24 protein-coding genes are annotated in these 24,075 nt (G+C 72.3%); 5 read left to right on the forward strand and 19 right to left on the reverse strand.

Annotation, left to right across the window (positions count from 1 at the left end):
* Positions 1-7 precede the first annotated feature (7 nt).
* On the reverse strand, positions 8-445 hold the full coding sequence (locus ADL03_RS08930) for a hypothetical protein (protein WP_157528377.1): 438 nt from the start codon (positions 443-445) through the stop codon (positions 8-10).
* A 388-nt stretch (positions 446-833) separates the two neighbouring features.
* Here ADL03_RS08930 and ADL03_RS08935 point away from each other — a divergent pair, with 388 nt between their 5' ends.
* Entirely contained in the window at positions 834-1,607 is a 774-nt protein-coding gene (locus ADL03_RS08935) for a peptidoglycan-binding protein (RefSeq protein ID WP_197288211.1), read from the forward strand.
* 142 nt (positions 1,608-1,749) lie between these two features.
* Here ADL03_RS08935 and ADL03_RS08940 read toward each other — a convergent pair whose 3' ends face one another.
* Positions 1,750-2,646, reverse strand: coding sequence for a hypothetical protein (locus ADL03_RS08940; protein WP_053732901.1), 897 nt, complete (start codon positions 2,644-2,646; stop codon positions 1,750-1,752).
* Between the two features lie 163 nt (positions 2,647-2,809).
* On the opposite strand from ADL03_RS08940, the gene ADL03_RS08945 reads away from it, so the two are divergent.
* From ADL03_RS08945 to ADL03_RS46790, 3 genes are all read left to right on the forward strand, one after another.
* Positions 2,810-3,652, forward strand: a complete 843-nt coding sequence (locus ADL03_RS08945) for a hypothetical protein (protein ID WP_053732902.1) — start codon at positions 2,810-2,812, stop codon at positions 3,650-3,652.
* 172 nt (positions 3,653-3,824) lie between these two features.
* The gene (locus ADL03_RS08950; protein WP_053732903.1) at positions 3,825-4,697 is read left to right on the forward strand and encodes a hypothetical protein; all 873 of its coding nucleotides are present in this window, start codon (positions 3,825-3,827) and stop codon (positions 4,695-4,697) included.
* Between the two features lie 154 nt (positions 4,698-4,851).
* Positions 4,852-6,411, forward strand: coding sequence for a hypothetical protein (locus ADL03_RS46790; protein WP_053732904.1), 1,560 nt, complete (start codon positions 4,852-4,854; stop codon positions 6,409-6,411).
* Positions 6,412-6,728: 317 nt separating this feature from the next.
* Here the strand turns inward: ADL03_RS46790 and ADL03_RS08960 are convergent, their stop codons facing one another.
* From ADL03_RS08960 to ADL03_RS08995, 8 genes are all read right to left on the reverse strand, one after another.
* Positions 6,729-9,008 (reverse strand): methyltransferase, encoded by a 2,280-nt coding sequence (locus ADL03_RS08960; protein WP_053732905.1) that lies wholly within the window; start codon positions 9,006-9,008, stop codon positions 6,729-6,731.
* Complete coding sequence (locus ADL03_RS08965) at positions 9,005-9,895, reverse strand: hypothetical protein (RefSeq protein WP_053732906.1); 891 nt, start codon at positions 9,893-9,895, stop codon at positions 9,005-9,007. The genes ADL03_RS08960 and ADL03_RS08965 overlap by 4 nt, the downstream gene beginning before the upstream one ends.
* Positions 9,896-9,953: 58 nt before the next feature.
* A complete protein-coding gene (locus tag ADL03_RS08970) occupies positions 9,954-10,175 on the reverse strand; it encodes a hypothetical protein (protein WP_053732907.1) in 222 nt (73 codons plus the stop codon).
* A 221-nt stretch (positions 10,176-10,396) separates the two neighbouring features.
* Positions 10,397-11,287 (reverse strand): TauD/TfdA family dioxygenase, encoded by an 891-nt coding sequence (locus ADL03_RS08975; protein ID WP_053732908.1) that lies wholly within the window; start codon positions 11,285-11,287, stop codon positions 10,397-10,399.
* A gap of 7 nt (positions 11,288-11,294) precedes the next feature.
* Positions 11,295-12,545 (reverse strand): biotin carboxylase N-terminal domain-containing protein, encoded by a 1,251-nt coding sequence (locus ADL03_RS08980; protein ID WP_053732909.1) that lies wholly within the window; start codon positions 12,543-12,545, stop codon positions 11,295-11,297.
* A complete protein-coding gene (aepY, locus tag ADL03_RS08985; RefSeq protein ID WP_053732910.1) occupies positions 12,542-13,660 on the reverse strand; it encodes a phosphonopyruvate decarboxylase in 1,119 nt (372 codons plus the stop codon). Before aepY ends, ADL03_RS08980 begins: the two co-directional genes overlap by 4 nt.
* Complete coding sequence (locus ADL03_RS08990) at positions 13,657-14,511, reverse strand: isocitrate lyase/phosphoenolpyruvate mutase family protein (protein WP_053732990.1); 855 nt, start codon at positions 14,509-14,511, stop codon at positions 13,657-13,659. The genes aepY and ADL03_RS08990 overlap by 4 nt, the downstream gene beginning before the upstream one ends.
* Positions 14,495-15,196 carry a class I SAM-dependent methyltransferase gene (locus tag ADL03_RS08995; protein WP_053732911.1) on the reverse strand — a complete coding sequence of 234 codons (702 nt, stop codon included), beginning with the start codon at positions 15,194-15,196 and terminating at the stop codon, positions 14,495-14,497. Before ADL03_RS08995 ends, ADL03_RS08990 begins: the two co-directional genes overlap by 17 nt.
* 335 nt (positions 15,197-15,531) lie before the next feature.
* Between ADL03_RS08995 and ADL03_RS09000 the strand changes: the two genes are divergently transcribed.
* Entirely contained in the window at positions 15,532-16,182 is a 651-nt protein-coding gene (locus ADL03_RS09000) for a hypothetical protein (protein WP_053732912.1), read from the forward strand.
* A gap of 12 nt (positions 16,183-16,194) precedes the next feature.
* Here ADL03_RS09000 and ADL03_RS09005 read toward each other — a convergent pair whose 3' ends face one another.
* From ADL03_RS09005 to ADL03_RS09045, 9 genes are read right to left on the reverse strand one after another with little or no spacing between them, the layout of a single operon-like run.
* On the reverse strand, positions 16,195-17,343 hold the full coding sequence (locus ADL03_RS09005; protein ID WP_053732913.1) for an ABC transporter permease: 1,149 nt from the start codon (positions 17,341-17,343) through the stop codon (positions 16,195-16,197).
* Entirely contained in the window at positions 17,340-18,533 is a 1,194-nt protein-coding gene (locus ADL03_RS09010) for an ABC transporter permease (protein ID WP_197288212.1), read from the reverse strand. Before ADL03_RS09010 ends, ADL03_RS09005 begins: the two co-directional genes overlap by 4 nt.
* 30 nt (positions 18,534-18,563) lie before the next feature.
* On the reverse strand, positions 18,564-19,502 hold the full coding sequence (locus ADL03_RS09015; protein ID WP_053732915.1) for an ABC transporter ATP-binding protein: 939 nt from the start codon (positions 19,500-19,502) through the stop codon (positions 18,564-18,566).
* Positions 19,503-19,515: 13 nt separating this feature from the next.
* A complete protein-coding gene (locus ADL03_RS09020; RefSeq protein WP_053732916.1) occupies positions 19,516-20,544 on the reverse strand; it encodes a nitrous oxide reductase family maturation protein NosD in 1,029 nt (342 codons plus the stop codon).
* On the reverse strand, positions 20,535-21,050 hold the full coding sequence (locus ADL03_RS09025; protein ID WP_197288213.1) for a 4'-phosphopantetheinyl transferase superfamily protein: 516 nt from the start codon (positions 21,048-21,050) through the stop codon (positions 20,535-20,537). The genes ADL03_RS09020 and ADL03_RS09025 overlap by 10 nt, the downstream gene beginning before the upstream one ends.
* Complete coding sequence (locus ADL03_RS09030) at positions 21,047-21,820, reverse strand: alpha/beta fold hydrolase (RefSeq protein WP_053732917.1); 774 nt, start codon at positions 21,818-21,820, stop codon at positions 21,047-21,049. Before ADL03_RS09030 ends, ADL03_RS09025 begins: the two co-directional genes overlap by 4 nt.
* A 32-nt stretch (positions 21,821-21,852) precedes the next feature.
* A complete protein-coding gene (locus tag ADL03_RS09035; RefSeq protein ID WP_053732918.1) occupies positions 21,853-22,701 on the reverse strand; it encodes an ester cyclase in 849 nt (282 codons plus the stop codon).
* A complete protein-coding gene (locus ADL03_RS09040) occupies positions 22,692-23,135 on the reverse strand; it encodes a phosphopantetheinyl transferase (RefSeq protein ID WP_053732919.1) in 444 nt (147 codons plus the stop codon). Before ADL03_RS09040 ends, ADL03_RS09035 begins: the two co-directional genes overlap by 10 nt.
* Positions 23,132-24,046 carry an ACP S-malonyltransferase gene (locus ADL03_RS09045; RefSeq protein ID WP_053732920.1) on the reverse strand — a complete coding sequence of 305 codons (915 nt, stop codon included), beginning with the start codon at positions 24,044-24,046 and terminating at the stop codon, positions 23,132-23,134. Before ADL03_RS09045 ends, ADL03_RS09040 begins: the two co-directional genes overlap by 4 nt.
* Between the last annotated feature and the right edge of the window lie 29 nt (positions 24,047-24,075).

The following is a 24,075-nucleotide window of genomic DNA, read 5'->3' on the forward strand; positions in this document are numbered from 1 at the left end:
TTCCCCGTCATCCGTTGATGCGTCCAGGCTGCTGACCGTCGAGCAGGGAGGTCGGGTGGAAGTCCGCGGTGAAGTCCGTCCGGGTCGTGTCGTCCGGGTGGTACACCGCCTCCCCGGCGCTGGACAGGAACCGTTCGAGCTCACGGCGCAGCGCGGCGAGGCTGGTCGCCCGGTCGTCGAAGACCGGATCGCCGGCGGGCTCGAGCCGCAGCAACGGCAGCGGCGGGTGTTCCGCGTCGTACGCGGCCCTGTCATCGGGCTTCTCCAGGCTGAGCCCGTGCGCCCGCGCGATCTCCTCGTCGCCGGCACCCTCAGCCTTCAACCGGGCGATGTACCGGTCGGTCGCCGCGCGGACTTCCGCAGCGGTCGCCTCTGGTGCGATGCCGAGCTGCGCATAGCGGTTCGCGCGCGGCACGACGAGCGGCAGCCCGAAAAGCGAGGTCACGTCCATGAACTGAAGCTCGTTCTGCACCGAGACGTGACTGGAAGTGGAACCGACAACCATGCCATCCAGGCTCCTGGGTCACTAGTGACCACGATCACATGCACGAGCGCACAGAGTAACCCATGGCTCCAAACGAAGGCCGCACTTCGGTCAGAATTGAGTCACCTGGTCACCGTCGTGTCAGAGCTTTGTCAGCGCCATGCCCGAGCCTTGGCCACTGACACCGCGCTCGCGCTGTCCGACCGCGCAACGAGCTCAACCGAACGGAAAAGACCGCATGAAGACACAATTGAAGACCCGGAGCGGCACCGCAGCGCTGGCGACCTTCGCTGTCGTGAGCTGCCTGGCGCTGGGCGCGACGCAGGCTTCAGCCGTAGCCCCGCAAGCGGTGCCGGCACCTTCCGGAACCGCCGCGGCGCTGCCGGTCGTCAACATGGAAGCCGCCGTCCTGGCCGCCCAGATCGATCCCCGGCGCGCGGACGACACGCTGACCCCCGGCGCCAAGGAGTCCGTGCTGGCCGTCGAACGGGCACTCCAGGCGCGCAACCTGCTGGACGCCCGCTGGGTCGACGGCTACTTCGGCACCACGACCATCACGGCGTACGCGGCCTACCAGCGTTCGCTCGGCTACACCGGGCTGGCCGCGAACGGGTTGCCCGGCGCGAGCTCGCTGGCCTCGCTCGGGCAAAACCGGTTCACCGTGTCCCACGTGCTCAAGCCGGGCTCGAAGGTCCAGCGTGACGGGTACGTCGTCAACACCCGCACCCAGGCGATGCTCACCGAGGCCGAACGCCTGCTGGGACGTCGCTTCGTGCTGTCACAGGGCTCGTACAACCCCGGTGGCGACCCGACCTCCGCCGGCACCCACGACGGCGGCGGCGTCGTGGACATCAACGTCGACGGCATGACCGCCGCCACCCGCACCGCCGCCGCCCGTGCGCTGCGCCAGGTCGGCTTCGCCGCCTGGGTCCGCAGCCCCTCCCAGGGCGACTGGCCGTGGCACATCCACGCCGTGGCGATCAACGACACCGACCAGGCCACCCAGGCCCAGAACCAGGTCGGTGACTACTACCTCGGCTTCAACGGCCTCGCCAACCACCGCCCCGATGACGGCCCCCGGATCCCGATCCAGACCTGGGAGGACTACCAGCGCACACACTGACCGACCCCACGTGGACCTCTGCCTCTTCTCGGAGAGGGAAAGCGTGAGATCGCAGGCATGATGCTCCGACGGCAGCCGCTGGAGCCCCTGGCGGCAGCCATCGGAGCATCTTCCGCGTCCGGCACGGCGTGGCGCAGTGCGGTCACGAGTAGTCGATGTCCAGTTCGGCGAAGCCCTTGGACCGGAACAGCGCCTTGCCGTCCCTTCCGAACGGGTTGCCGCAGTCGATGAACGTGACACTCGCCAGTTCCGGGCAGTCCAGCAGCGCCTCGACGTTCACGACCCGCTTCGAGTTCAGGACGGTCAGCTGGACCAGGTTCGGCAGCGCCTGGAACACCGCGCAGTCGATCTCGGCGCGAACACCGTTGAGGCGCAACGCCTCCAGCGTGACGATCTCGGCGAGCCGGGCCACCGGGAAGTCGCGTCCGGTGCCGCTGATCTCCAGCACGCGCAGCGGTGCCACGAGGTGGTCGACGACGTCAACGTTCTTCAGGTGCACCAGCTCCAGGTGTCGCAGCGAGGGCAGCGCGGCGAGCTGACGCAGCACCGCGCCGTCACCGGACACATTGGTGCGGAGGAACTCGAGTGGCGGCAGCGGGTCGACCACCCCGGGCAGCCGCGGCGTGGTGCAGGAGCTGACCCACATCAGCGCGCGCAGCGCCGGCAGGGCGGTGTCGGCGGCGAGTGGGACCGGAGGGGCCTGGCCGTCGGCGTTGCTGATCACCAGTGACGTCAGCGAGGGAGACGTCAGGTGCGCCACGAGCGGAGCGGGCAGCGTCAGCGACTCCAGGTTCACCAGGTCCGGCAGGTAGGCGGGCAGCACCGCCTTGCGCAGCTGGGCCTCCGTCGGGCACAGGGCCAGGCTGTGCACCCGTGGCACGTCCTCGGGCTGTGGCCGGCCTCGCCACGGGATCCGGACGGCACCGTCCTCGGTGTAGTGGTCGCACTCGTCGGCGTTGCCGACGCAGAAGACTCCGTCACCGCCGAGCGGACCGAGGTACCGCTCGCGGCTCGTACCGAAGGGGTCGACACCTGTCATGCCGGGCATCATCCAACGTCAGGGCGTCGCGTCCGGTGAGGACCGCGAGATCGGCATGCGAAGATCGAGAGGTGAGCCGGAAGGCGATGACGCCCGTCGAGGCGTGCGACCTCATGTTCGAGACCCCGCAGGACGTCGAGCTCGATCGGAGGGCCGGGCACCGGTGAACGACCGCCTTCCCGCACCTGGACGGTTCGTCCGGTACCGCGACGTCGCCTACCGGCTGCTGCACTCGGCCGACAGGTGGTGGATCGCGTCGGACCACGCCGTCGACGAGTCGTTCACCAGGACGGACCGCCGCTACTTCGTGAAGCACCTCGGGCCGGACGACGTGCTGGACTGCTACGACCTCGCCCGTCCCGGTACCTACCGCGGCCTGGCCGTCGAGGTCCTCACGACCACACCTCAGGCGTACGTGGTGACCACGCGCGACCAGCGGGCGGACGTCGAGGGCTTCGCGAAGGCCGACCACCGCGGGCCGCTGGAGAAGCTCGTCGCGTTCGACGACCCGGAGCTGCGGTTCAACACCGAGCTCACGCCGGTTCCGGCGCCGTGGCAGATCGCGCACGCCTGGGAGCTGTTCGCCGAACGGCTCACCGGCGCGTTGCGCGACGTGACCGACCGCGTGTTCCTCGTCATCCACGCGGCGGACGACCCGAAGCGGTACGTGCAGTTCGCGGCCGGGCCCGACCGCCTCGACGCGGAGGCGCCGGGCGCGGACGTCGTCGAGGACGCCCTCGAGTTCCTGCTCCGCAGGTTCGGGTGGGTCGAGCCCGGGGTCGCGCAGCCCAACTGGACGTCGTCGCTGCGGCGGCCCGCGCTCACGGCCGAGTTCGCACAACTGGCGCGGCGGTGCGTTGTGGCGCTGAACAGGTCCTACGGGATCACGAGCCCGGACGACCTCCGGTACCGGGCGTGGCACGAGCCGGCGGGTGCGCGGACCGCCGCGGTGAAGCTGCCCGGCCTCGGGCTCGGGCTGACCACTGAGCGCCATTCCCAGGTGTGACCGCCTCGCACGCAGCCGATGGAGCCGCGGTCGATGTGGGCCTGGTCCGTGGACCGCACGACGCCGATCGCGTCGCACGGGCACCGCGAACCAGGCACTTGAACTCCCGCGCGAAGCCGCCGACCATACCCGGACACGTGCCGGGCACCGTTCGCGCGACGGGAGGACGACGATGTCCCAGGAGGTCGGCCGGGACCGCTTCGCGTCCTTCGCCGAGGCGCTCGACGCCGCCATCACGGCGAGCGGGCTGACGCTCGACCGCGTCCGGCACCGCCTCGCCGAGCAGGGCGCCGAGGTCGGCATCGCCACCCTGAGCTACTGGCGGCGTGCCCGCCGCCGTCCCGAGGGGCCCGAGTCGCTGCGCGCGGTCCAGGTGCTCGAACGGGTGCTGGGCCTGCCGCCGTCGTCCCTGGTCGTGCTGCTGGGCGCTCCCCGTCCGCGCGGCCGGTGGGTCACCCGGCCCGAGAGTCCCCACATCGCGCCGCTGGTCGCCGAGTTCGACGACCCGGACGAGGGCCGGTGCGTGCTGATGTCCGCGCACGACGTGTTCACGGTGCGTGCCGACCGCACGGAGCGCGGCGTGAGGTCCAGGGCCGTGCTGCGCGGGCTCACCGGGCTGGTCCACCGCTACCTCGTGCGCTACCAGGCCGACGAGCCGGGCACGGCACCGGAGCTGGACGCCGTCGAGTTCTGCCGCGTGGGACGGACGGTCCTCGACGCCGCCTCCGGCCTGATGGTGGCCGAGCTGCTGCTGGACCGGCCGCTCAAACCCGGCGAGCACGCGATGATCGAGTACGCGCTGTGCGCGCCACCCGGCCCGCCGGTCGAGTTCTACTCCCGCCGCTTCCGCGGCCCTGTGGGCGAGTACGCGCAACTCGTGCGGTTCGAGGGCGATCCGCCGGCCGGCGTCCACGCGTTCCGCAAGGACGGTCCGGACGCGCCCGAGCACACCGCCGAACCGCTGCACGTGGGCCCGTCCGGGACGAGTGCCCTGATCGTCCACGACCTGAAGCCGTGCGTGGTCGGCACCCGCTGGCACTGGTGACCGGTTTTTCACGGGATTGACGCCCTTCCCGCACGCAGCGCGGCCTTTTTTCACACAATTGGCGAGGCCGTTCCGGGCCCGTTGCCGCGGCGGAACTCGCGGTTCATCCTTTCGACCGGCACAACGCCGTGCTCACCCCGAAAGGCATCCCTGCATGTACTCCCACGTCATCGCCGCCGTGGCGGTCGCGTCGGCGGCCGCACTGGCCGCCCCGCTGCCCGCGACCGCCGCGGCGCACTGCCCGCCCGCACCGGAGTCCTGCGTGGACACCGATCTCACGCTCGACCGGCTGCCCTCCGTCGGCGAGTCCGCGACCGCTACCTTGCGGATCCGTCCCAAGGCCGCCGTCGAACGGGCCCAGCTCACCGTCCGGCTGCCCGCCGGGCTCCGGCTGACCGACCGGGGCGGGTTGCCCGCACCCCGCGAGTCCGGACTCGGCTCGATCGCCGAGCAGACCGTCGACCTGACCACGGCCCGCACCCTGCGCTTCACCGTCACCGCCCAGCAGTCCGGTCCCGCGCAGGTCGAGGCCACCGTGCGGACCGACGCGCAGCTGCGTCCCGCCCGTGCCGCGGCGACCCTCACCGTGGGCGCCCGGCCGGGTGCGTCCACGACCGGCACGGATGGAGTCGACCTCGCCGCCGTGTCCCGCACCGGCGTCCAGACGACCCAGGCAGCCGCGAACCAGGTCTGCGCCAAGGGCAGCTACAGCCACGCCACGCCGAGCGGCACGTGGAGGCCCGTCCGCAACGCCGGCGTCGCCGTCGAGGGACGCGCCACGGCGGGTTCCCCGGTCGTGACCTACGCGTCCGGCCTGACCGGCGTCCAGGACGGGTCGTACCGGCTGTGCTTCCCGGCCTCCGCCGCCCTGTCGCAGCTCTGGGTGCGCTTCACCGCCGACTCGGGCCTGTGGCAGGTGCGGCCGTTCACCACCTCGGACGCCTACCGCAGCTACACCGCCGCGAAGACCTCCGTGGCCGTCGGCACCGAGGTCGACTTCGGCGTCACCGTGCCGGCCGACTTCCAGATGCGCGGCTGGCGGGCGTTCGACACGATCACCCGGCTGTGGGGCGAGCACGGCAAGAGCAGGTGCTGGACCAGCGCCGAGACCGGTTCCTGCCGCAAGCTCTCGATCTGGTGGGCCGCGGACAGCGCGGTCTACGCGCACTGGGACAACTCCGTCGCGATCCCCGACCGGCACGTCGAACTGGCCGCCGCCGACCCCGAGTCCGAGCACCTGGTCATCCACGAGGCGGCGCACGGCCTGATGGACATGCTGCACAAGGGCTGGTGGCCCAGCTCCGACTGCCCCGACAAGCACCTGCCGAACCGGGTCACCGGCTCGAAGTGCGGGTGGACCGAGGGCTTCGCCAACGCCGTGGCCGGCTACGTCATGCGCGACGGCAAGTACGTCTACGTCGGCGGCGTCGAGATCGACCTGATGAACACCCGCTGGTTCGACCCCTCGCAGGCGCCGTCGGCCACCAACCTGGAGAACGGCGACCAGGTCGAGGCCAGGGTGGCGGGTGCGCTGATCACGCTGTGGCGCCAGGTCGACGGCGGACCCGTGCCGACGTTCGAGAGCCTGATCGGCAACCGGACCAGCACCTTGCGCGAGTGGTTCCTCACGCGCCGACCGGACGCCGGCCTGGACGTGTCGGCGGCGACCCGGGACCTGGTCTACCGGCACACGATCGACTACCGCTCAGCGTAGAGAATCCGGGGCCGGAACGGGTCTGCGTCCCGCGCAATCCGTTCCGGCCCCGGAGGTCTCCACCTGGGTGCAGGCACGTTCGCCCGGAGGAACCGCTGCCAGGAGCCTGCCGATTTCTCGCACAACGGCCGGGGCAGTGATCCGACGAGATGACGGGCGTCGACACGGACACCGTTCACTTCCTCCTTGCTCGGCTGTCCGATGCGTCAGAGTGTCTCGATTGGACAGTCCACGTGAGAAGACCTTGTCGTCGGTCGAGCGCCGGCCACCCGATGTGGTGGACCGGAAGACATCGCGCAGCCCGGAACCTGTGACGCTCAGACGAACCACGTGCCGCCGCGGCCGGCCGGTGACACATCGGCCAGCGCGACCTCGCCCGAACCGGTCGACACCTGCAGGAAGTAGGCGCTCACATGGCTCGCGCGCTGGCGCTCGGCCAGCCGGGCGTAGGACTCGCGGACCCGGTCGGGCTCGGTGTGCGTGGCGGCGGCGACCGCCGCGATGAGCCGTTCGCAGGTGTCCGCACCTGGGGTCAGCGGTGTGTGGGAAACGACCGTGCAGCGGATGTCCAGGTCGTGCTCGCGTGCCGCCGCGGCCAACCAGTCACCGAACCGGCCCGGTCCGCCATCGGTCAGCGTCATCCCGACCAGGTGTGCCCGGCCTCGGTCGGTCAGGGCGTGCGGGAGACCGGCGAGCACCCGTGAGGTCAGCAGCAGGCCGTCCTCACCGCCGTGGCCGACACGGGGCGCCGGCAGGTCCGCCACCGGGTAGGGCAGGGTCGGCGGGTTGGCGACCACCAGGTCGAAGCGCCGACCGGCGACGGGCTGGTACAGGTCGCCGGAGAGGACTTCGACGCGGTCGGTCAGGCCGTTCAGCGCGGCGTTGAGCCGGGTCACGCGGGCGACCCGGGGGTCGAGCTCCACCGCGGTCACCTGTGGTGCGAAGCGGGCGCAGTGCAGCGCGTGCAGGCCCGGGCCGGCGCAGAGGTCGAGGCAGGCTCGGGTTCCCTGCGGCGTCAGCCGGCTCAGCAGTGCCAGGGAGTCGTCACCGAGGTAGCACAGCGGGTCCGGCTGCGGACGGTCGCAGATCAACCAGTTGCCGGCGACGAGCAGGACGGCGAGGCCGTCGGTGTCGACGCACCCGTCCTGCCGCTCGGCGAGCACTCCCGCCGCCGTCAAGCCCGCCACCGACTCGGCGAGATCCGGTGGCAGGGCGTCCGGGTGCACGCCGCGGCCCAGCAGCAGCAGGTCCACGACGGCACGCAGACCCGGCGGCGCGTGGTCGCGCGCGGCCCGCCATGCTCGTGGGTCGAGGACGGACGGGGTGAAGCAGGTCAGGAACTCGCCGTACCCGGTTCCGGTGAGCACCTCGCTCAACCGCTCCACCGCTGCGGTGGCGGCGTCCTCCGGCGGGACGGTGCCGGTCTCGGCCGGTCGCGCCGGCGTGCGCAGGACGAGGCCGCGGTCGGTGATCTGCTGGACCAGGCTCTCGACGTTCGGCGCCGCCTCGCCGTCCCGCTGTCCGACGGCCGCCTGTGCCGCGGCGGCCGTGGTCCTGCCGTCGCACAGCAGCAGGTGCGCGAACTCCTGTTCCGACAGCTGTAGCGAGGCCGCGAACTCGTTGAGCCGGGCGACGGCGATCCCCTGTTCGGAGAAGAAGAAGTCGACGTCGAACTCCAGGGCGGGCAGCACCGCGCCGGTGGCGCGGTCGTCGTCGCGCACCGGGACCAGCGGCACCCTCGCGGGTGCGGGGCGTCCGATGAGGTGGTGCTCCGCCCAGGCGAACACCGCCCGCGCGAAGGCGACGCAGCGGGTGGCGTGGGCCGCGGCCGAATGCGGCTCGGGTCTGGCCGGCGCCCGGTGGAGGTCCCAGAAGACGCGGTCGGCGGGCAGGCCGGTGCTGCGTGTCCACAGAGGACGGTCCCAGTCGCCGGGCAGCCGGGCCAGCAGGCGGGTGCGCCACTTGGGGTTCGGGTTGGTGAGGTGGTGGGCCGCGAGCAGGCCGTCCACGGCGTGGCCGAGGAGGTCCTGCGCCGCCAGCACGCACGTGGCGTCGTCACCCTGGCCGCGGTAGCCGACCAGGTCGACCTGGACGGTGCGTGCGAGGTGGCGGGCGACCTGGAGTTTCAGCCTCGCCACCGAGGCGCGGTCGGGCCGCCAGGACCACGGCGTCGAACCGGGATCGGGCGGGTGGACCACGAGGCCTTCGAGCAGGCGGTGCAGCAGCAACCGCTCGCTGTCCTCGAAGGGGGCCAGCTCGACCAGGTTCCACGGCAGGCGCGCCCAGTCGTGCAGGCGGTGGAGCAACGAGTCGACACCGGCCCGGTGCAGGATCCGCAGGTCGACCATGCTGTGCCCGACGGCCCAGCACAGCTCGTCCTCCGCGCGGTCGGTGTCGCCTTCGCCGGGGATGAGGATCAGGTCGAGGTCGGACTTGTCGTTGCCCAGTCCTTCGACCAGGGAGCCGACGGCGAGGACCAGGTCATCGGGTCGCAGGCCGACGACGTCGTCGATGCCGGCCAGCACGGCCGCCTGGTCGGTGCCACACCGGGCCAGGCACGCCGTGAGCACCGGGGACGCCTCCGTGGCGCTGCTCACGACCGGCCCATCCCGATCTGGTGCAGGACGGGTTCCGGGTCGCCCACCTTCGCGCGGCAGGTCGGCCGGCGGGCGCAGCACGCGACCGAGCAGTCGAACACGTTCCCGCCCAGCTCCTCGGTGGTGATGGTGTTGAAGTCGTGCAGCCGCTTGCGGAACAACGCCGCGAACCGGTCGGGGTCGGCGTGCCGGCCGATCTCCTCGACGAGCACGGCGGTGTAGGCGATGTGACTGAGCTCGTCGGTCAGCAGCGCGTCGTGCAGCCTGGTGATCTTGTCCTGGTTCTCGGGCGGGCAGTGGGCGGCCAGGGCAGGGCGCTGCATGGCGTGGTGGACCGTCGTGCGGATCTCGGCGATGTTCATCTGGAGGAAGTCGTCGATCGTGGGCACCCTGGCGTACGGCGACCCCGGGATCGGGAAGAGCTCCCGCCGCATGGTGAACCCCGGTGACAGCTGGCGGAGCTCGGCCCGGAACTCCGGCGACACCGCCCCGGGGAAGGTCAGGTCGAGCAGCGACAGGTAGATCAGGGAGTGCCGCGACTCGTCGCAGGCGTGGCGCTTGAGCAGGCGCTGGTGGCGCGGGTCGACCGAGCAGGCCGCGAGGGACCACAGCCGCCGGGAGCCGTCGCCCTCGCGCTCCGAGTTGGTGATCAGCGAGATGCCCATCCACCTCGGTTCGACCGACAGGCTGCGGTAGATGAGGCCGTACTCCGCCGTGCCGAACGGTGGCGGTTCGTCCCGGAGGGCTTGGTCCAGCGCCTCGAAGTAGCGCGGGCACCGGGTGTCCGGGTACTGGGTTCGAACCGCCACCTCGGCGATGGACCGGATGAGGTCCGGGGAGGGTTCACGCCCGAGCAGAGTGTGCGCGAGAACAACGTTCTGGGACATCCGAACCTCACATCCTCGCGGTCGGTGCTGGGCCACGTTCGGTCAGACGATGTGTCGGTCAGACGGCCTGGGACACGGCGTCGAAGGGCGAGTTCATCGCGACGAACGCCATGTCGGCGTCCGGGTACTTCTCGCGGATCTGGTCGAGCGTCGACTGGTCGAGCTGGAGCTCGCCGTTCTTGATCCGACCGGTCAGGACCAAACCGGTGCGGTTCTCCTGAATGGTGCTCGCCGCGCTCGCGAGTTGTTCCACATCGGCCGCGCGTTCCTGGTTAGCCATCGGGATCGCCTTTCATCAACAGATCTTCGAAATGTGAATTGCCCGGTTTTCCGAGCGTACTGCGGCCAATCCGAGCCGACAAGAGCACGTCCACCCTTTATTCACAACCGGGCGTTTTCCATCCGATTCGGTGATTTCGAAGTACTATTTCGGCGGATGTCACCCAGGCGGTGGGGAGTGGTGTCACCGCCGGTGATGTCGCCGGCACCGCCCGGGTTAACTCACAGAGGTGGCCGCGGGACAGCCGGCCGGGCGGAACGGGCCGCGATCCACGTGCGCAACATCAGCCGGCCCGCACCCGCGCCGGGCCGGTCCTGGAACGTGGTCCTGCCGTGCACGACCGCCCTGTTGTTGACGACGACCACCTGGCCGGGTTCCAGGCGGTGGCAGGTGCGCAGGTCCGGGCGGGACAGCAACGCGTCCAGGCGGTCCATGGCCCGCGTCTGGGGCGCGGACAGCGGCGGCACCCCCGGTCGGCGGTGCGCGCTTTCGATGTACTCGCGCAGGTAGGCGATCCGCGCTCCCCCGCGGTCGAGCTCCAGGATGGGGCGCGGCACGGTCGCCGGGTGGCCGGGGCGGTCGTCCCGCGTGTCGAAGTGGACCGGTTCCCGCAGCGCGGCCACCGACTCCGGCTCCCACGCGAGCAGTTCGCGGACCAGGTCGGCCACGTGCACCAGGACCAGCGCACCGCCTGCCGCCGCCTGCCGGACGCAGTGCAGCGCGAAGTAGGCGGGCACCTCGCCGGGCCGGTGGATGCCGTCGGTGTGCAGGTGTCCGCCCTGCCGGGTGTCGGAGTACCGGACGGTGGGCCCGCTCTCCAGCCGAACGCCCCGGTCGCGCACCTCGCGGACCACCTCGCCGTCGAAGGTCTGGGGCAGTGGCCTGCCCAGCGCCACCGACAGCGCGAGCAGGAAGCGGCGTGCCGCCGACTCGTCGAGATGACCGAGGCCGGACAGCAGGAAGTAGCCGGGCCCGGTCACCAGGTGCCGTTCCTCGCGGTCGCGCACCGTCCTCGCCAAGGCGGCGCGGGCCGAGGGGTCGTCTCCGGCCACCCCGTCCACCAGCCGCTGGTCGAGGTCGTGGATCGGGGTGGTCTGTTCGCCGTCGTCCATGTCGTCGTCACACCTCCGTGAGCGCTCGGGATCGCCGGGAGCACCACTGCGCGATGTCCGCGCCGTGGTGCCGGACACCGGCGAGGTGCAGACCGCCGACCGCGCGCGCCACGCGGTCGTACGCCTGGGCGCGGCTGGTGCCGGTGGCCAGCACCTGCGCCGCGATGGTGTCGAGCACGACCGGCCGCCCCGCGTCGAGCGTGCAGTCGACGACCACCCCGGACCGCTCGGCGGGCAGGCGCACCCGCCTGAGCACCCGGCTCGCGGGCGATCCTGGGCGGAGGAACAGGTGGCCTTGCACGGCGTGCGTGCCGGCGGGTGGGTCGACGGGGATCGACCGCGACCCGGCGGCCAGCCCGAGCTGCAGGGCGATCACGTCGATCCCGGTCACCGCCTCGGCGATCCGGTAGGCGCCGGTGAGGCGCGGGTTGACCTCCTGGAACGTGTAGCCGCCGGCGTGGACGAGGAACTCGACCGTCACCACGTTGAGCAGGCCGAACGCGCACGCCAGCCGCTGGGCGTCGGCTCGCATCGCCGCCAGGAGCACGTCCGGCACGCCGTGGACGGGCGCGGCCTCCAGCAGCTTGCGGTTGCCCGCCACCAGCAGCGACTCCCGCTCGCACAGGTGCGCCGCGTTGCCCTCGTCGTCGACCGCCACCATCACGCCGACCACGCGCGCGGGTTCCACGTACCGCTCGGCGTACCAGTCCGGGTGGTCGGCCAGCGCGGCGGACAGTTCCGCCGGACACCGGACCACGCGGACCCCGTCGCCCTGCCGGCAGCGCGACCGCTTGAGCACGACGGGCAGGCCGTGGCGGGCGACGAGCGCGCGGATCATCCGCCTGCCGACGGCGTGGGGCAGCACGGGCACGCCGGCGCGCTCGGCAGTCTCGACCGCCCAGGCCGTGTCACCGGCCACCGCGAGCGCCGCCTCCGGTGAGCCGACGAACCGGATGCCCCGCTCCGCGAGCCCGCGGGCCAGTGCGGGGTCCTCCGCGACGGCTCCCCAGCCGGGGTGCACGGCGTCCACCCCGGCCGCGACCGCCGCGCGGACGACGCAGTCGGCGCAGTCGTAACCGCCGCAGCCGGCGCGGGCGGCGCAGTCTGCCGCGTCGAGCACCACGTGACCGGCGAGGACGTGCCGCCGCTGCGGGTCCGACCGCGTCACTACGGTCACCGGGGCGATGCCGAGGGCGCGGCACACCGCGGCCGCGCGCACCGCCGGTGCTCCACGCGCGGCGACCAGCACCGATCTCACCGGTCCACCCCGAGCCCGGTGGCGGCACACGCGGCGAACCGGAACCTCTCCTGGATGCCGCGGTTGTCGAGGACGGACGTGACGCGTGGTGGGGTCCCCCCGGCGCCGGCCGCGATCCGCACCGCGACCAGGTGCGGGCCCGGTGCGCCCGCGACGCGCTCCAGGCAGGCGTGGACCTGCTCGACGGTCCGGCAGACCGCGGCGGTGCGGTAGCCGACGGAGAGCGCGAGGCGGTCCCAGGCGACCGGGTGGGCGCGGGTCCGTTGGCCACCGGTGGAGTCGTAGGCACCGTTGTCCAGCACCAGGTGGGTCAGGTTCGGCGGCTTCCTGTCACCCACCAGCGCCAGGCCACCGAGGTGCATCAACGCGGAGCCGTCGCCGTCCACCACGACGACCCGCCGGTCGGGCCGGGCGACCGCCGTGCCCAGGCCCAGGCCGATCGCGTGACCCATGCTGCCCTGCACGTAGAAGTTGCCAGGGCGGTCGTCCAGCCCGAACAGCTCGCGGCTGATCATGCCGGTGGTGCTGTAGACCAACGCGTCGCCCAGGTGTGCGCAGATCGCGGCCACCGCGTCCGCGCGACGCATCACCGCGTCCGTGCCCGTGCCCGGAACAGGGCACGAGGCCAGTGCCGCCTTCGGCACGAGCAGGGCGAAGCAGCGGTCGTGCCGGTGCTCCCGTTCCGCGCGGTCGAGCGCGGCGGCGAGGGAGTCCACCGACGGCCCGAGCACCTCGTGCGCCACCCCCACGGCGTCCAGCAGCGCGGCCGTGCCGCGCCCCATGACCTCGTGGTGCGGCTCGTCGTCGCCTGCGTGCGGCCACCCCCGCAGGCTCATCACGACCAGCAGCGGGATGTCGTAGGACATCAGCAGGGAGGTCAGCGGGTCGAGCAGGTTGCCCAGCCCGGAGTTCTGCACCAGCAGCGCCGCGCGGCGGCCGGCGAGCTGCGCGCCGGCCGCCATCGCCATCGCCACGCCCTCGTTGGGCGCCGGGACGTAGGCACCGCGGCGTTCCAGGACGGCGAACGCGCCTTGCAGGTAGGAGCAGGGAACACCGGTGAAGAAGTCGAACCCGCGCGACTCCAGCGCGTCGCAGAACACCTCCGCCTCGATCACGCTCCCCACTCCTCCCACTCGGCGGTCCTGGTCAGGGCGAAGACCTCCTTCACCGGCGCGATCGAGTCCTCGGCGGTGGCCGCGTCGCCACGCAGGTGGATCTCGCTCAGCACCGTGCGCACGGCCAGCACGCAGGCCCGCAGGGCCTGGTTGGCGTAGATGACCAGCGAGACCCCGGCGTCCTGCGCCTCGGCCAGGCTCCACCGGTAGTAGGTGGTCGGCACCACGACCACCGGCGCGCGACGGCACCACCGGCGGAGGAACTCGACGATCTCGTCAGGCTCGCGCCGCTTCGAGTGGACCAGCACGGCGTCCGCGCCCGCGTCGACGTAGTGGTGTGCCCTGCGCAGCGCCTCGTCCATGCCCGCGCCGGCGATCAGGGCCTCGCAGCGGGCCACCACGGTGAAGTCCGGGTCACGCCTGCTGCGCACGGCCGCCTCGACGCGCTGGGCGAACACGTCCGGGTCCTCCAGGACCTGTCCCCCGTCGAGGTAGCTGTTGCGCTTGGGGAACACCTTGTCCTCGACGCAGATCCCGGCGATGCCCGCCGCCTCGCACAGCCGCACCACGCGGACGAGGTTGATCGCGGCGCCGAACCCGGTGTCGCAGTCGACCAGCGAGGGCAGGACCGTCGCACCGTCGATGAGCGCGGCGGCGTCGAGGCACTCGGTCATCGTCAGCAGGCCGAGGTCCGGCAGCGCACGGGTGGCCGACAACTCGAAGCTGGACACCCACACGCCGTCGAAGCCCGCCTCCTCGACCATCCGGGCGGTCAGCGGGTCCCTCGCCCCGACGATGCGCGAGACAGCCGGTCGTGTCAGCAGTTCGCGCAGTTCAGCGGCCTTGCTCATGCGTGCCACCCCTCGGCGTGCTCCGGTGCCACGGCGTCGCGCGCTCCACCTCGAACAGGCAGTGCCAGTGGTACGAGCCGGCCTCCCCGTGCTCGGCCTCGAAGGCGTCGAGCAGTCTGAACCCCCGGTGCAGCCGCACCAGGTCTGCCGCGTCGGCGTAGAGGTGCGGGTGGACCTTGTCGTCGGTCGCCCGGGGCTGGACGAACGTGTTCGCCGCGACCTCGACGCCCCGGCCGTACTGCGCGTTGCGCTTGGACAGCATCGTGGCCTGGTAGAGGCCACCGGGGCGGAGGACTCGGCGCACCTCCCCCAGCACGCGCGCCAGACCGTCCTCGTCGGCGTGGTAGACCACGTTGAAGGCCAGCACGAGGTCGAAGGCACCGGTCGCACAGGGCAGGGACGTGATGTCGGCGACGTCGGCCACCAGGGGCACTCGCCGGTCGGCCGCCTCACCGCGGACGAACTCCACGGCGGCGGGACTGCGGTCGATCGCGTGGACGGCGAAGCCCTCCTCCGCCAGCAGGAACGTGTGCCGTCCGATGCCGCAGCCGAGGTCGAGCACGTCGCGCACGCCGCGGTCGCGCAAGCGGTGGACGGTGTCCACCACCCAGGGGTGCGGCGCGACCCAGCCGCTGCGCCCCTGCCGGGTGCGCCACATCCGGTCCCAGTAGAGGTGCGCGGTCATCTCGCCGCCCCGCCGGGTTCTCGACGGGAGATTGCGACATCCGAATGAACCACGCGCGTTCGGGGCACGAAATCACCTACCCGGCCGAGTGACGAGAATTGCGCACGGTGACGCGAACCGATTCCGTCATCCATTCGGACAACGTCAGAAGCACTGAACATGAATCCTCCCGGCCTGTTCGAGGTCACTGTACCGACATCGACTCAGCCCGGCGTGTCGAAATCAGACCCGACCCGCATGCGGTGGGAATATCACCTTGACTGGAATGCAACGTGAAAGGCCTACGCAATCCCGGGGAAGGGATCGCCGTTCGGGCCGGGGAGGACGAGCAAACAATGATCATCGCTTTGGACGGACCCGACGGCGCGGGCAAGAGCACTCAAGTCCGCGACCTGGTCGCATGGGCACGGGCGGAGGGACACTCCGCCGCCGTCGTCGGCAAATGGGACGTGTTCCGCCACGACGTGGTGCCGTACGCGCGGTTCCTGCGGGGCACGGACCAGGTGGACCTGCGCACCTGCATCGCGGAGATGCCCACCCCGGCACGGATGCTGTTCCTGGGGTGGATGAACGCCACCGCGGCCACCCGCGCACTCGAACGCACCGAGGACCTCGTGGTCCTGGACGGCTACCGGGCCAAGCACGCGGCAGCCGAACTGCTCGCCGACTGCCCACCCGACCTCGTGCACACGATCAACGCCACGATGGCGCCCGTCGACTCGGTCGTCTACCTCGACGTCACCCCGGAAGAGGCCCTGCGCCGCAAAGGCGACGACCTCGCCCCCTACGAGTGCGGCCGGGACGCCGGGTGCTCCCCCGCGCGCTTCCTGACCCACCAGACGGCCGTCCGCCGGGTCTTGCTCGACTGGGCGCGCACGCGGGGATGGACGGTGATCCCCAGTGACTCCCAGCAGAACGTCCAACGCGCCCTGCGCGACCACGTCACCGCACTGCTCCACACCCGCACCGCGGTGGGACAGCGGTGACCGACCGGGCGTCTAGACCGTCGCCAGCGCCCGCCGCTGGAACACCACCAGCGCGACGCCGAGCACCACCACCGCCATGCCCGCCAGCACCGCGACCTCGACCAGAACCGACCCCAGCCCCGCCGACGGACGGGACAGCGTCAGCAGCGCGTCCATCGCCCACGAGTGCGGGAACAGGTAGCCGATCGTGCCCAGCGTCTCGCCGGCCACCTCGCGCGGCCACAGGCAGCCGCCCAGCATGCCCAGCACGATGCCGACCGGCGGACCGATGGCCGGAGCCTGCTGCGGTGAGCGCACCAAGGCGCCGACCAGCATCGCGGCACCCGTGGCGATCAGGCAGAACAGCGCCACGACCACCCCCACGCCCAGCGGGTCACCCCACCGCACGTCGAACAGGAACCGGCTCACCACGATGATCAGCAGGGACTGCGCGAGCGCCACCGCGAACCGGCTCAGCGCCTCGCCCAGCAGCACCTGGCTGCGCCGCACCGGTGCGGCCAGGGAGCGGCGGACCATGCCGATGCGGCGGCTCTCGACCAGCGCGGCGGCGACGGCCATCGAGTTGACGAACGTGAACAGCAGCAGGTTCGCGGGTGCGGTGTAGGCGAAGCCGGTCGGCTTGGCGGGCTCGCCGCCTCCCGCTGAGGCGACGGTGACCGCCACCGACTGCTCCTTGGCCTTGCGCACCAGTTCCGCGGCCTGCTCCGGTGACGCGCCCGCCGCCCGTGCCGCGCGGGTCGCCTCCAGCACCGCCGCCACCTTGCCGACCGCCACGTCGATCTCGCTGCGCGCGGCCATGCCGCTGCCGCTGGTCTGGGTCATGACCAGTTCGAGGTCGGTGTCGCCCGGTGTCACGACCAGCCCCGCGGCCAGCTCGCCCCGGCGGACGTCGTCGCGGACCTCCTGCGCGGACTCCGCGCGCCGCACCTCCAGTGCCTTGTCGGACTCCAGTTCGGCGACCACGGCCGCCGAGACCGGGTCGGAGGTGTCGGCGACCACGGCCACCGGCAGCTTCGCGTCCGCCGCGTCGCCGCCCAGGGCCATGCCGACGAACACGATCGTCACGAACGGCATGACGACGATGAAGAACATGCCGACCTTGTCGCGCAGCTGGCGCTTCAGGTTGGCCAGCACCAGCGCGATGACGGGACGGGGCCTCATGCGAACCTGCCCTTGCGGAAGCCGAGCAACGCCAGCGTGCCTGCGACCACGCCGATGCCGGTGACCACGGCGATCGGCACGAGCACGGCGGACGGTCCGGCGCCGGTGCCCGCCAGCTCTGACAAGCCCGCCGACACCCAGCCGTTGGGCGTGATCAGCGAGACGCCGCGCAGCCACTCGGGCAGGTTGTAGACGGGCACGATGCTGCCGCCCAGGAACGCGAACACGAACGCCACGCCGAGCGTGTAGCCGTCGGCCTGCGCATCGGTCTTCGCGCGGCTGGCCACCAGCATCACGATCGCGGTCGCCGCGAACACGTGCGCCAGCAGCAGCGCGAACACCGCGAGCGGGTCGCCCCAGCTCGCGCCGAAGATCAGCACGGACGACAGCCAGGTCGCGCACATGCTGACCAGCGCCAGCCCGAACCCGACCGCGCTCTTGCCCACCAGCGCAGTCCACAGGGGCACCGGCGCGGCGCGCATCCGGTCGAGCGTGCCGTTCTGCCGCTCGCTGAGCAGGCTGCGGGCGGTGGTGCCGACGACGAAGAACGCGAACATCACCGCCATGCCCGCGCCGTAGTGCACGGCCAGGTCCACCCGCCCGCCCGAGACCGGGTCGCCGACCAGTGACAGCGCCGGCCCGGCCTTGCCGTTCTCCTCGACGAACAGCTGCACCCGGTCGGCGGGCACGCCCGCCGCCAGCGAGGCGCGCACGGCCAGCGTCCTGGCCTCGACCAGGGCCGAGATCCGGTCGACCATGCTGCGCGCCACCACACCCGCCAGTGGCGACTCTGGCGACTCCAGGACGGACACCTGCCCGCCGCGGCCCGCGCCGACGCCCTCGCTGAACCCGGCCGGGAACACCAGGGCCGCACCCGACTCGCCGCCGTCGACCGCGCTGCGCGCCGCGGCCTCGTCCGGGTACTTGCGGAAGGTCAGCACGCCCTTGAGCTCATCGGTGTTCAGCGCTTCGCGCTGCACGCTGGCGGGGAACTCGCCGCCGTCGAGGTCGACCACGCCGATGGTCGCCTTGAGCGGCGGGTCGTCGTCACCACCCAGCGCCAACCCGAACATCGTCGCGAGCAGGATCGGCGCGACGAGCGCGATCAGCGGCGCGGTGCCGTCCCGCAGCCGCGACCGCAACTCGTGGCCGCCCACCACCAGCAGGGCACGCACAGTGCTCTTCCCCAAGGTTTTCGCCACTCCCTAGCTCGGCCCGCGTCAGTCCCGCAGGGTGCTGCCGGTGAGGTGCAAGAACGCCGCTTCGAGGTCGGGCTCGACGACCTCGACACCGGTCACCGCACCCGCGTCGCCGACGGCGCCCAGCAGTGCGGGCAGCAGGTGCCGTCCGTCGGCGACGAGCAACCGGATCGACGACGACCCGGTGACCACCGCCTCGGACACGCCCTCCACGGCGCGCAGCTTCTCGGACGCCGCGGTGACGTCGCCGTCCAGCGTCAGCTCCACGCGGTCCGTGCCGCCCAGTTCGGCGACGAGCTCGCGCTTGGTGCCGTCGGCGACCACGCGGCCCTGGTCGATGATTCCGACCCGCGTGCACACCCGCTCCACCTCCTCCATGTAGTGAGAGGTGTAGAGCAGGCTCATGCCCTCGCCGACCAGCGCCTCGACCCGGTCCAGGATCGCGACGCGGCTCTGCGGGTCCACGCCGACGGTCGGCTCGTCGAGGATGAGCAGGCGCGGCCGGTGCAGCAGGGCCACGGCGATGTTGGTGCGCCGCTTCATGCCGCCGGAGTAGGTGGCCACCTTGTCGTCGCCGCGACCGGTCAGGCCGACCAGGTCGAGCACCTCGCCGATGCGCGCGGTCAGCTCACGCCGCGGCAGGCCGTGGAGCCTGCCGAAGTAGCGCAGGTTCTCCCGCGCCGTCAGCTCCGGGTACAGCGCGATCTCCTGCGGCACGTACCCGATGAGCCGCTTGGCGGCGATCGGGTCCTCATCGACGTCGATGCCGCCGACCCGCACCGAACCCTCGTCCGGGCGCAGCAGCCCGACGAGCATGGAGATGGTCGTGGTCTTGCCGGCGCCGTTGGGGCCGAGCAGCCCGTACGCCTCGCCCTCGTCGATGTGGAAGCCGACCCGGTCGACCACGGTCTTGTCGCCGTAGCGCTTGACCAGCCGCTCGCACTCCAGCGCAGGCGTCATGACGTCCTCTCGATCAAGATTCGCACCCGTCGATCCGCTCCGGCTGGGAGGCGCCCACCACGTTGTTGCGGAAGCGCTGGTTGCCGGGGTCGGTGCCGATCTGCACGTCGAACGGGCTGTTGCCGGTGATGGTGTTCCACTCGAAGGAGTTGTCGACCGAGTCGGAGCCGCCCCAGTCCGCCGACGAGGCCAGCACCAGCGCGGCGCCCATGACCGACGGGCCCGTGGGTTCGTTGCCGTGCAACCGGTTGCCGACGACCGAGACCCGCTGGACGCCGATGGCCGCGATGCCGACGCCGGAGATCGGTGGCCCGGCGAACCCCAGCACGCCGGGCTCGTCGCCACCGGAGGCCAGGGTGTTGCCGGTGATGTCGTTGTCGGCGACGAGCACGTCGGCGACGCCGCCGGGCAGCTCACCCTCGTAGGTCTGGTGCAGCAGCAGCACTCCCGCCGCGTTGCCGTGGCAGCGGTTGCGCAACACCCGCGCGCGGCTGGAGTTGTCGACGAACACACCGAAAGCGTTGGCGGTGCTCTCGCTGTCGGCGACCACCGCGTCGGCGGCCGGGCAGAACGCCAGCGCGATGCCGCCGTACTGGCTGCCCTCCGCGCGGCAGCGCAACACCTCCACCGCGGCCGACTCACGCACGTACAGGCCCCACACCGCGTTGCCGGCCGACTCGACGTCGACGAGCCGCAGGCCGGTGGCGGTGTGCGCGTAGACGCCCGCCCCGGAGAAGCCCTGCACGGTCAGGCCTTCGACGGTCACGCCGGACACGTCGTGCACGGTGATGCCGCTGACCACGTCGGCGGGTGCGTCGTGCAGTGCCGGCACGGCGCTGGGCGCGACGGCACCGGGCACGATCACCGTGCGGCCCGCGCCCGCGCCGACGAGCGCGACGTCCGGGCGGCCGATCACCAGGCTGCCCTCGTACGTCCCCTCGGCCAGGCGCAGCACCGCGCCCGGCGCACAGCTGTCGAGCGCTTCCTGAACGGAATCCCCCGGCTGAATGCGAACCTCGGTCCTGACCTCGGTCACGGACATCGCAGCGCTCCTCTCGGCGTGGCGGTCAGTATGGCAAGGGCGACGATCAGGTCACCGCGAAAGCCCCAGCGGGCCATGCCCACGACGGCGGCGCCGTCGCCGGGGCCGGCGGATCGCCCGGTGAGCCGTGCCAGGGCGGCCGAACCGCTGGCACCGACCACGGTGTAGGCGGAACACTCGGTCATCGAGACGCGGGTGGCCGCCTCGACCTCGGGCACGGCGGCGGCCAGCACCGGGCCGGCCCACTCCGCACCGGGCAGCGGCACCTCGCCGCGCGCCTCGAAGTCGTGCCAGGAGAACCCGGGCGGACGCCCGCCGATCGCCTTCACGAGGCACTCCTTCACCGCGACGGCGGCCGCCGTGGCGAGGCCGGGATCGGCGTGCAGGTCCCGTTCGGCAGGTGAGGCGACGTGCCGGGTGTAGGCGGGCCCGCTGTAGGACATGGCGCGGGTGACCCTCGCGACGTCGACCACGTCCACGCCGAACAGCATCAGCGGCGCGGTCACCCGGTGACCCCGTGCAGGAACCGCAGCAGCTCGGCGGTGTAGACCTCGCCGCGCTCGATCATCGGGATGTGCCCGCAGTCCTCCACGGTGACGAACTCGGTGTTCGCGTGCCGTGGCACCAGTTCGAGCCACGGCTCGATAGGCGTCATGCGGTCGTGGCGGCCCCAGACGTACAGCGAAGGGCAGGTGACCTTGTCCATCGCCGGGTCGACCCGGTAGGTCCTGGTGGCGCGGATGCTGCGGGCCATCGCGACCATCGCCGAACCCTGGCGCAGCAGCTGCGCGGTCGACTCCACCTGCTCGTCGGTGAACAGCGGTTCACCGTGGAAGAGGGCGGCCAGCATGCGGTCGCGGAACTGCTCGCCCTGCAACCGCACGTCGCCGCGCCGGTCCATGTTCAGGCCCACGTCGGGGTCGGCGCTCAGGCCGGGTGCGCCGCTGACCGCGATGGCCTTCACCCGGTCCGGGAAGCGGCCCGCGAGGTCGATGGCGACCAGACCGCCCAGGGAGTTCGCGCAGACCACGACCTCCTGAGCGCCGGCCGCGTCCACGGCCTCCATCAGGGCGTCCCCGAGGCGTTCGATGGAACCCGCGATCTTCGGGTCCACCCCGCAGATGGGCTCCTCGGTGCGCAGCACCGGCCACCCGGCGTCGGCGAGGGCGGCGAACGGGTGGTCCCAGATCCAGCCGCCCGCGAACAGGGCGGACATGAAGGCCACCAGCGGTCGCCCGCCCGCCGCGGGCCGGTGGTCGGCGGTGAAGACCGTCATCGGGCAGCTCCTGGCGTCGTCACAACAGATCGTCAGAACAGGGGGTCGGGGGTCGGGGTGGTGCCGCACGCGCAGGTCTTGCCCACGCCCGCGTCGACCATCTCCTCGCAGTCGGGGCAGCGCAGGTGGAGGCTTTCCCGCTCCAGCACCCACACGCTGGTGTACGCCCCGGTGCACAGGCCGCCGCGGAAGAACTTCCGCAGGGACCGCTGGTGCGGCCGGGCGTGCACGGCGCGGACCGACTCAGGGCGGTCGAAGGCGCTGATCGTGTACTTGCGGGTGCCGATCTCGAACGTGCTCACGCCGAGGAAGCCCTTCGAGGCGCGCAACGACTTGACCACCTCGGTGCTGAGCAGGTCGACGTCCGCGCCCTCGACGTCGTCGCGGAAGTCCAGGTAGGTGAACGTCAGCACGCGCGGGTACTCGGTCCTGCCCATCGTGGTGCGCGCGCTGATGCCGTACTCCTGCACCTCGTCGTGGCTCAGGAGGAAGCGCGCCGTGTGGCCGAGCGACGAGGCCAGGGCGACCCGGTCGAAGTGGCGACGCACGCGCACCGCGCCGTCCACGACGGTCAGCACGTCCACGCCGTCCACCCTCGCCGCACCGCCCGTGCCCGGTATCCCCAGGTAGGGGGCGCGGTGCGTGCCGGTCAGGGTCCAGGTGAGCACGGCGGTGCCGCCCGCGTCGGTGGCCGGCGCGAAGTCGAGCTCCAGGTCCGGGAACCGGGTCAGCACGGCCTCGACGTGCGCGACGAGATCCGCCCCGGCCACCGGCTCCGGGGTGTCCGGGTCGGCGAACTCCGCCACCGCGTCCGCGACGGCGGTGGCGTCGCGCTCGCGCCAGGCCGCGGCCCACCGCGCGGCGGTCTCGATCAGGTCCATGCGGTCACCGCTTCCAGGTCGTGGTCCTCGGCCAGCCGGGCCGCGGTCACCGCCACGGCGAACGCGAGGTCGGCGGTGTGGCTGACGGAGACCCGGACGCGGGTGCCCGGCGCCTCCCGGCCGTCCAGCGCGCCGGTCAGGCGCACACCCGGCGGGTGACCGTGCAGGCAGGCCGCGGTGCGGCCGCACAGGGGCGCGGGCAGGGGCAGGACCTCCACCGCACCCAGGTGCTCCGCGGTCACGGGCTCGTCCAGCAGGCGCAGCACGGCGTACTTGGCAGCGAGCCGGCCCGCCCAATGCTGCAGGGTGCGCCCGGCGCCGGACCGCAGCCGTTCCGCGCGGGTGAACACGACCTCCAGCGGCATCGGCTCGACCAGCTGCCACGGTGCGGTCAGCGCGCCGAAGGCGATCGCGGCACTCCCCCACCTGGTCATGCCGCGGGCTCCGGGCGGCGCAGCCTGCGCACGGCGGCCGGGTCGGCCATGCTGACGCAGCTCGTGCCGACACCGCGCAGCAGCCCGGCGAGCACCTTGCTGTCGCCGACCTCGACCAGGGTCTGGGCACCGGCGAGCACGCGCATCGTCGCGGTCCACCGCACCCGCGCCGTGAGCTGCGTGATCAGCGCGTCCACGATGGTCGGCAGGTCCGTGGTGGGTTCGGCGGTCGCGTTCGGGACCACCGGGACGCGCGGCGAGCGCATCGGTGTCGCGCGCACCGCCTCGGCCCAGCCGTCCAGCGCGCCCGCCATCAGCGGCGAGTGGAACGCGTTGCTCACCTTGAGCGCCACCACCTTGCGGGCACCGGCCGCTCCGGCCAACGCGACGAGCCGCTCGACGGCGGCGGTCGCTCCGGAGACCACGGTGTGGTCCGGCGCGTTCTCCAAGCCGACGACCAGCGGCTCCCCCGGCCCCGCGGCCTCGCCGGCCAGCTCCTCCACCCGCTGCGGCGTCAACCCCAGCACGGCGGTCATGCCACCGGTGTCGGGCAGTTCGGCCATGAGCCGGGCGCGGGTGGCGACCAGGCGCAGCGCGGTGTCGGCGTCGAGCACGCCCGCCGCGCACAGCGCGCTGATCTCACCGACGCTGTGACCGGCGACGACGTCCGGTTCCACACCGCGGTCCCGCAGGACCGCGAGCGCGGCGAGGTTGCACGCGGTCACGGCGGGCTGGGCGTGCGCGGTGTCGACGAGCTTGTCCAGCGGCCCGCGGGCGCACAGCTCCGACACCGGTTCGGGCAGCAGCTCGTCGGCGCGCGCGATCACCGCCGCGCCCACCGGGTCACGGCGCAGCCAGCCGCCCATGCCGATCCGGACCGTTCCCTGGCCGGGGAACACGAAGCCGATCACCTGCGCACCTCCAGTCCTCTGCGCTGCCC

Origin of the sequence: Nocardia sp. NRRL S-836, from assembly GCF_001279525.1 — a bacterium.
GTDB lineage: Bacteria > Actinomycetota > Actinomycetes > Mycobacteriales > Pseudonocardiaceae > Lentzea.

Excerpts from the sequence above, each read along its gene's own strand:
- ADL03_RS08940 (WP_053732901.1), bottom strand. The coding sequence starts at position 2,646 with ATGACAGGTGTCGACCCCTTCGGTACGAGCCGCGAGCGGTACCTCGGT.
- ADL03_RS08950 (WP_053732903.1), top strand. The coding sequence starts at position 3,825 with ATGTCCCAGGAGGTCGGCCGGGACCGCTTCGCGTCCTTCGCCGAGGCG.
- ADL03_RS46790 (WP_053732904.1), top strand. The coding sequence starts at position 4,852 with ATGTACTCCCACGTCATCGCCGCCGTGGCGGTCGCGTCGGCGGCCGCA.
- ADL03_RS08965 (WP_053732906.1), bottom strand. The coding sequence starts at position 9,895 with ATGTCCCAGAACGTTGTTCTCGCGCACACTCTGCTCGGGCGTGAACCC.
- ADL03_RS08970 (WP_053732907.1), bottom strand. The coding sequence starts at position 10,175 with ATGGCTAACCAGGAACGCGCGGCCGATGTGGAACAACTCGCGAGCGCG.
- ADL03_RS08975 (WP_053732908.1), bottom strand. The coding sequence starts at position 11,287 with ATGGACGACGGCGAACAGACCACCCCGATCCACGACCTCGACCAGCGG.
- ADL03_RS08990 (WP_053732990.1), bottom strand. The coding sequence starts at position 14,511 with ATGAGCAAGGCCGCTGAACTGCGCGAACTGCTGACACGACCGGCTGTC.
- ADL03_RS08995 (WP_053732911.1), bottom strand. The coding sequence starts at position 15,196 with ATGACCGCGCACCTCTACTGGGACCGGATGTGGCGCACCCGGCAGGGG.
- ADL03_RS09000 (WP_053732912.1), top strand. The coding sequence starts at position 15,532 with ATGATCATCGCTTTGGACGGACCCGACGGCGCGGGCAAGAGCACTCAA.
- ADL03_RS09005 (WP_053732913.1), bottom strand. The coding sequence starts at position 17,343 with ATGAGGCCCCGTCCCGTCATCGCGCTGGTGCTGGCCAACCTGAAGCGC.
- ADL03_RS09015 (WP_053732915.1), bottom strand. The coding sequence starts at position 19,502 with ATGACGCCTGCGCTGGAGTGCGAGCGGCTGGTCAAGCGCTACGGCGAC.
- ADL03_RS09020 (WP_053732916.1), bottom strand. The coding sequence starts at position 20,544 with ATGTCCGTGACCGAGGTCAGGACCGAGGTTCGCATTCAGCCGGGGGAT.
- ADL03_RS09030 (WP_053732917.1), bottom strand. The coding sequence starts at position 21,820 with ATGACGGTCTTCACCGCCGACCACCGGCCCGCGGCGGGCGGGCGACCG.
- ADL03_RS09035 (WP_053732918.1), bottom strand. The coding sequence starts at position 22,701 with ATGGACCTGATCGAGACCGCCGCGCGGTGGGCCGCGGCCTGGCGCGAG.
- ADL03_RS09040 (WP_053732919.1), bottom strand. The coding sequence starts at position 23,135 with ATGACCAGGTGGGGGAGTGCCGCGATCGCCTTCGGCGCGCTGACCGCA.